Origin of the sequence: Alcaligenes sp. PF14 (assembly GCF_037150615.1) — a bacterium.
Lineage (GTDB): Bacteria > Pseudomonadota > Gammaproteobacteria > Burkholderiales > Burkholderiaceae_B > Alcaligenes > Alcaligenes phenolicus.
In genome coordinates this window covers 21509-28480 of sequence record NZ_JBAGRS010000011.1, presented here as the reverse complement: position 1 = coordinate 28480, position 6972 = coordinate 21509, and the positions used below count along the sequence as shown (strand labels likewise).

5 protein-coding genes are annotated in these 6972 nt (G+C 56.3%); 4 read left to right on the top strand and 1 reads right to left on the bottom strand.

Annotation, left to right across the window (positions count from 1 at the left end):
* Nucleotides 1–510: 510 nt before the first annotated feature.
* On the top strand, nt 511–2091 hold the full coding sequence (locus tag WFM49_RS18175; protein ID WP_336974759.1) for a phytoene desaturase family protein: 1581 nt from the start codon (nt 511–513) through the stop codon (nt 2089–2091).
* A 9-nt stretch (nt 2092–2100) separates the two neighbouring features.
* Here WFM49_RS18175 and glcC read toward each other — a convergent pair whose 3' ends face one another.
* Nucleotides 2101–2865 carry a transcriptional regulator GlcC gene (gene glcC, locus WFM49_RS18170; RefSeq protein WP_009456132.1) on the bottom strand — a complete coding sequence of 255 codons (765 nt, stop codon included), beginning with the start codon at nt 2863–2865 and terminating at the stop codon, nt 2101–2103.
* Between the two features lie 195 nt (nt 2866–3060).
* Between glcC and glcD the strand changes: the two genes are divergently transcribed.
* Genes glcD through glcF form a run of 3 tightly spaced genes read left to right on the top strand, consistent with a single transcriptional unit; the run spans nt 3061 to nt 6853 of the window.
* Complete coding sequence (gene glcD / locus WFM49_RS18165; RefSeq protein WP_035268958.1) at nt 3061–4560, top strand: glycolate oxidase subunit GlcD; 1500 nt, start codon at nt 3061–3063, stop codon at nt 4558–4560.
* Entirely contained in the window at nt 4560–5645 is a 1086-nt protein-coding gene (glcE, locus tag WFM49_RS18160; protein WP_254499565.1) for a glycolate oxidase subunit GlcE, read from the top strand. Before glcD ends, glcE begins: the two co-directional genes overlap by 1 nt.
* Entirely contained in the window at nt 5630–6853 is a 1224-nt protein-coding gene (gene glcF / locus WFM49_RS18155) for a glycolate oxidase subunit GlcF (protein WP_336974755.1), read from the top strand. Before glcE ends, glcF begins: the two co-directional genes overlap by 16 nt.
* Nucleotides 6854–6972: the final 119 nt, after the last annotated feature.

Sequence of the window (6972 nt, the reverse complement as noted above, 5' to 3'; positions counted from 1 at the left end):
ACTCAAAACCCCCGCAAGCATCCCTTGCGGGGGTTTTGTTTTATGCGGCGACAAAAGCGCAGGCTACCGGCCTGTCTCGGATTGCTCGAAGGCCTGACCCTGGACCGCCCGGTTCAGGCGCACCGCCACCCCTCCTGGCCCGTTCCGGGCTGCGTGTATTCCGTGTTCTTACCGACGCCGTTTGGCCTAAGCCTAGTAGGTCGGTCATGGCATCCTGTCCCGGCACTATAGGATTGGCGTTCAATCCGTCGCTGCTTACCTGTAGGGTGGTCGGTCGTTCTACTCTTCGCGCTTGTAGCATTAGTTGCTGAGCTTTCTGCACCAATCAGCTTTAATGACCAAGATAGGGCGTATAGCTTTCGGCATCAGGTTCTGTATGGCCATATAACGTGCCTAGTTATTACCCGCCTTTGTCCTACTCGTCCTCCCTGATTCCCCTGAAATTCCTACTCAGTTTCCTCTTTGCGCCGTAGAATACGGATAAATACTTTAGAGCTAAAGGAGTTGCCCGTGGGTGCAGAGACGGTAGTAGACGCGATTGTGGTTGGGGCAGGGCACAACGGCTTGGCAGCAGCGGTTGAACTGGCCAGTAAAGGCTGGAAAGTTCAGGTTGTGGAAGCCAAAAGCTCGGCAGGTGGTGCGGTCAGCACTCAGGAGTTGACCATGCCAGGCTTCAAGCATGATGTGTGCGCCATGAACCTGTCCTCCTTCGCGGGCTCTGCGTTTTTTCAACGCCATAAAGAAGCCTTGGCCCGCCATGGTTTGGCTTTCGTCCCCGCAGAGCATTGCTTTGCCAGCGTGTTCCGGGATCAAAGTTATTTGGGCGTCAGTACAGATCTGGAAACGACCTTGAAGCGTATTCGAGCTGTTTCTGAGAAGGACGCTCAGGCTTGGCAAGCCATGCTGGATGACTTCCAGAGCAAGGCCCCTCATCTGTTTGCTGTGCTCGGTAGCCCTATGCCTTCTTGGGGCTTGATGAAAAGCGCCTGGAAGAGCTGGCGTGAGCTGGGCAAGGATGGCGTTGCAGAGCTGATGCAATTGCTGCTGGCGACGCCTCGTGACTTTCTGGACCGCCATTTCGAGAGCGACTCAGTAAAAGCCATGATGGCAGCCTGGGGGCTGCATGTGGATTTCACACCAGACACAGCCGGCGGTGCCTTGTTTCCTTATCTGGAGTCCATGGCCAATCAAGCCTTCGGTATGGTGATCGGGCAGGGTGGTGCTGACACGATTGTCCGTGCCATGACTAGCTTGCTGCAGGAGCTGGGTGGGGAATTGCTGTTGGATGCTTCTGTGCAAGCCATTGAACAAGAGAATGGTCGTGCCAGTGGTGTTGTTTTGGCCGACGGTCGCCGCTTGAAGGCACGCAAGGCGGTCATCGCGAATCTGAATCCTCAGCTCGTCTTTGGTCGTCTGGTGCAGTCTGCTGCCGTTCCCAAGGATTACCAGAAGAAAGTCGATGCCTTCCGCCCCGGTTTGGGCACCATGATGATCCATTTGGCTCTGGATGGCTTGCCTGATTGGACAGCTGGCACCGAGCTGCAGCGTTTCTCCTACGTCCATCTGGCACCCGATATGGCCATGATGAGCCGCGTCTATGCCGAAGCAGCTGCAGGTTTATTGCCTGCCGAGCCAGTTCTTGTGGTTGGACAAGGTATAGCACTGGATCCTTCCCGCGCTCCGGAGGGGAAACATACCTTGTGGATTCAAGTGCGTGTGCTGCCAGCCCAAGTCAAAGGCGACGCTTCTGGCAAGATTGCCGTTGGCGATTGGTCGCAGCTTAAGGATGCATATGCAGAGCGCGTCCTGGATCTGCTTGAAAGTTATGCGCCGGGCCTGCGTAGCAAGATCCTGGCCCGCCATATCATGTCGCCCCAGGATCTGGAGCAGTTCAATGCGAACTTGATTGGCGGTGATAACCTCTCGGGCAGCCACCATCTGGATCAGAACTTCTTCTTCCGTCCAGTGGCCGGTTACTCCAAATACAAGACGCCGATCAAGGATCTGTATTTGTGCGGCGCCTCGACCTGGCCCGGTGCAGGGACGGGGGCCGGATCAGGTTATATGCTGGCCAATCTGTTGGCGAAGTAAGTCAAAGAACTAAAGGCCATTCAGACGTTGCCGGGCATGTTCCAGGCGCAGCTGTTTGGCCTCCATCTCCTGTAGTTGTCGTCGTATCCCATCGATATGTTCTTTGGCGGCGCGTCGGGCCAAGTCAGCTTGGCCTTGCGTGACGGCATTGCATAAACGCGCATGTTGTCTGTCCAACCTGCGTTTGGAGTCATGGTCGGGATACAGGTGCTGCACGGACACGCGCACTGTAGACAACATCAAGTCGTTGAACAGGCTGATCATGTGTACCAGCACCGGGTTGTGTGAAGCCTCACAGATTGCCGCATGAAAAGCATGATCTGCCCGCGCAACCTGTTCAGGCGCTGCATCCTGCATTTGCAGATCCTCCAGTTCCTGAAAGCGTCGTCGTATCATGATGTGATCGGCTTCCGTCCCCCTGGAGGCGGCTAGTTGAGCCGCCTCGCTTTCCAGCAGTTCACGCACTTCCAGCAAGTCATATAGAGTGCGCCCTTGCGCTTGAAGCAGGTGCTCCAGCGGCTTGCTGACGGCTGAATCAATCAGGTTGGAGACGAAGGAGCCTTTGCCATGTCGGGTTTCAATCAAGCCGCGCACGCGCAGGATTTGCAGCCCTTCGCGCAGGGCAGATCGGGACACCGCCAGTCTTTGCGTCAGTTGCCGCTCGGAGGGCAAAACTTGTCCCGGTTTCAGGACGCCATCCATAATAAAAGTTTCGATGCGTTGGGCGACCAGCTCGGCGGTGACTTCCAAACGCTTGGGTTCCTGCATTTTCATTCGTGGTCAGACCAGTTGTATGCCTATGGAAATGATAACAAGCTGATTATCTATCTATCTGATTTATAAGTATAAAGATAAACCCTAATACTCTCTTAGGGTAAAAACTGGTCGGACCAGTAGTCTGACGGCTGGACAAGCTAGCCCGCATCAAAGACCATCCGTTTCAGGAGACTTTAAAAGACAGGAGGCGTCATGAGCTTGCGCTACGACGAAAAACTGGACGGTGTGCTGCCCCGCGTGGACAGGATGCAGCTGCTTAGCCGTTTGCGTGATGATATTCCCGGCCTGGATGTGCTGCACACTGATGAGCAACTGCATCCTTACGAGTGTGATGGACTGAGTGTTTATCGCGCCAAACCCTTGCTGGTCGTTTTGCCCCGTAATGTGGAGCAGGTACAGGCCGTGATGCGCTTGGCTCACGAAGTCGGCGTGCCGGTGGTGGCTCGTGGTGCGGGTACCGGCTTGTCGGGCGGTGCCATGCCTTTGGAGCAGGGTATTTTGCTGGTGATGGCGCGCTTGAACCAGATTCTGGATCTGGACCCTGTAGCCGGGATTGCTCGCGTTCAGCCCGGCGTGCGTAATATCGCGATCTCTCAGGCGGCCCAACCCTTTGGCTTGTATTACGCACCGGACCCGTCTTCGCAGATTGCCTGTTCAATTGGTGGCAACGTAGCGGAAAACGCGGGTGGTGTGCACTGTCTGAAATATGGTCTGACCGTACACAATATCCTGCGCCTGGAAGTGATTACCGTCACAGGCGAACGATTGATTTTGGGCTCCGAAGCTCTGGATACGCCCGGCTTTGATTTGATGGCCCTGTTTACGGGTTCCGAAGGAATGCTGGGGGTAGTCACGGAAATTACCGTCAAGTTGCTGGCACGTCCCCCCTGTACGGTAGTGCTGCTGGCCAGCTTTGACGAAGTGGAAAAAGCAGCTGATGCCGTGGCGCAGATTATTGCTCAAGGCATTGTGCCGGCAGGGCTGGAGATGATGGATCAAATGTCCATCCGCGCAGCCGAGGACTTTATCCACGCTGGCTATCCTGTTGATGCACAAGCGATCTTGCTTTGCGAGATTGATGGCGCTTTGGAAGACGTGCAGGACGATGTGGCTCGTGTTGAGCAGGTTCTTTTCAAGGCCGGCGCGCAAGAAGTGCGGGTTGCGCGGGACGAGCAGGAGCGACAACGCTTCTGGGCCGGTCGTAAAAATGCCTTTCCCGCTGTAGGCCGGATTTCTCCCGACTATTACTGCATGGACGGCACCATTCCGCGTCGTCAGTTGGCTTATGTGCTGAAGAAAACTGCGGAGCTTTCCGAAGAGTACGGCCTGCGTGTCGCCAACGTGTTTCATGCAGGCGATGGCAATATGCACCCGCTGATTCTGTTCGATGCCAATCAACCCGGCGAGCTGGAGCGAGCCGAAGCCTTGGGCGGCAAGATTCTGGAATTGTGTGTGGAAGTCGGCGGCACAATTACGGGCGAGCACGGCGTAGGCAGAGAAAAAATCAATCAGATGTGTGTGCAGTTCAATGAAGACGAGCTGCAGTTTTTCCATGCGATCAAAGCTGCCTTTGATCCCAAAACCATGCTGAATCCCGGCAAGAACATTCCTACTTTGCATCGCTGTGCAGAAATGGGCGGCATGCACATCCATCACGGGCAATTGCCTTTCCCAGAGTTGGAGCGTTTCTGATGAGTACCGTAGAACACAAAAATCAGGATCGCAGCGCTGAATTGCTGGAGCAGGTCCAGCAAGCCCTGGCCACTAAAACCCCCTTGCGTTTGCAAGGCGGCAATACCAAAGCTTTTTTAGGCAAAGCCGTGCAGGGGCAAGAGCTGAGCCTGGCAGGCCATGAAGGGGTGGTCGATTACGATCCGGCGGAACTGGTCGTCACGGTGCGTGCCGGGACTTCCGTGCAGGCGCTGGAAACGATCTTGAACGAGCAAGGTCAATGCCTGCCTTTTGAGCCACCTCTGTTTGATAGCCGCGCCACTGTTGGTGGAGCCACCGCCTGTGGTCTGTCGGGACCGCGTCGTCCCTGGGTAGGCTCATTACGAGATTATGTACTGGGCTGCCGTTTGATCAGTGGCATGGGCACACATATGCGTTTTGGTGGCCAGGTCATGAAGAACGTCGCCGGTTATGACGTATCGCGGCTGATGGTCGGCGCCCAGGGTTCATTGGGTGTAATTACCGAGGTGTCCTTCAAAGTCTTGCCTCGCCCACGTAGCCGTGCCAGCCTGGTTCTGGAGGTAGCCCAGCAGGAAATCGCCGGTTTATTACGCAGTTGGCGTGACCAAAGCCGTCCCATTACGGGCGCAGCCTGGCAGGACGGGCGTTTGCATTTGCGTCTGGAAGGTGGCGACAGCTCGGTGCAATTGGCTCAAGAGCAAATCGGTGGGGAGGCTTTGGACTTGTCCTATTGGGACGATTTGTGCGAGCAGCGCCTGGAGTTTTTCAAGCAAGCTGGCACCTTGTGGCGAATCGCCTTGCCAGTCGATGCCCCAGTGCAAACATGGCCCGGCCAGGTTCTGGTGGATTGGGGTGGGACACAGCTGTGGCTGAAGTCCGATGCTGCTGCCGAGCAGATTCACGCGCAGGCTCAAGCTTTGAAAGGGCATGCCCGTTGCTGGTCCGGATCAGGTGCAGGGCAGGATGTCTTGCCCGAGTCCTTGTTGATATGGCATCAGCGTTTGAAACAACAGCTGGATCCTGCTGCCATTTTTAATCCAGGTCGTCTCTTTCCTTCGGCGGAGTCCACATGCAAACACAACTGACACCATGGGCTCAGCAACTACCGCAAGCCGAGCAAGCTGAAGCTATTTTGCGCTCCTGTGTGCATTGTGGGTTTTGCAATGCCACCTGTCCGACTTATCTGGACCAGGGCAACGAGCTGGACGGCCCCCGTGGCCGGATATACCTGATCAAGATGTTCCTGGAAGGCAAAGCGACCTCGGAGCTGACCCAGCATCACCTGGATCGTTGCCTGAGCTGCCGCAATTGTGAAACCACCTGTCCTTCGGGGGTGAAGTATCACAACTTGCTGGATATAGGTCGGGCCGCACTAGAGCCCAAAGTAAAGCGTCCCTTGAAGGACCGTGCCATGCGAGTCGCACTGACGCAGATTCTGCCAGAGCCTGCTCGAGTCAACGCCTTGCTGGGGGTAGCGCGAACCATGCGTCCCTTGCTGCCATCTTCTTTACAGGAAAAAATCCCGCCCAAGCAAAATGCGGATTTGACACGACCCGCACAGCGGCACAGCAAGCGTGTCCTGATGCTGGAAGGCTGTGTTCAGCCAGCCATGGCGCCTTCCATTAATGCTGCGACGGCCCGGGTGTTGGATCGCTTGGGCATCAGCGTGACGCCCATCGCTCAGGCAGGCTGCTGTGGCGCTTCGTCTTTTCACTTGGGTGCGCAAGAACAGGGCCTGGAGCAGGCGCGTCGCAATATCGACGCCTGGTGGCCGCAGATCGAACAGGGAGCTCTGGCGATTGTGCAGACCTCCAGCGGTTGCGGAGCTTTTGTGAAAGAGTACGTGGACCTGTTCAGGAACGATCCGGCCTACGCCGAGCGCGCTCGCCGCGTCAGTGAACTGGCCAGGGATCTGGTCGAAGTGCTGGAAGAGCAGCCTTTGGAAGAATGCCTGAGCACGCAAACCCGCCCACGCCTGGCTTTCCATTGTCCGTGCACTTTGCAGCATGCGCAAAAACTGGGGGGACGAGTTGAGGCCGTGCTGACTCGCCTGGGTTTTGATCTGGGCGCTGTGCCGGATAGCCATTTGTGCTGTGGTTCGGCGGGCACCTATTCATTGACTCAACCCGAGATCGCAGGACGTCTGCGGGATCGCAAGATGGATGCGCTGGAAAGCAGCAAGCCTGACCTGATTGTCACGGCCAATATGGCCTGCGGGAATCATTTGAATGGGGCGGGTCGGACTGCGGTCAAGCATTGGATTGAGTTGGTGGATCAATACTTGAGTGCATAGTCGCAGGAACCAGGGTTGTCCGAGTCGCTGAATGTTTTTCTGCGGGCCCCTAAGGATGGCCCAGTACAGCCGCAACGTCCGCGCTTGAACGTGGGGGCAGGCAGGGGCAAATTCTGCGG

Coding starts and splice junctions, on each gene's coding strand:
- glcC (WP_009456132.1), bottom strand. CDS start 2,865: ATGAAAATGCAGGAACCCAAGCGTTTGGAAGTCACCGCCGAGCTGGTC.
- glcD (WP_035268958.1), top strand. CDS start 3,061: ATGAGCTTGCGCTACGACGAAAAACTGGACGGTGTGCTGCCCCGCGTG.
- glcE (WP_254499565.1), top strand. CDS start 4,560: ATGAGTACCGTAGAACACAAAAATCAGGATCGCAGCGCTGAATTGCTG.
- glcF (WP_336974755.1), top strand. CDS start 5,630: ATGCAAACACAACTGACACCATGGGCTCAGCAACTACCGCAAGCCGAG.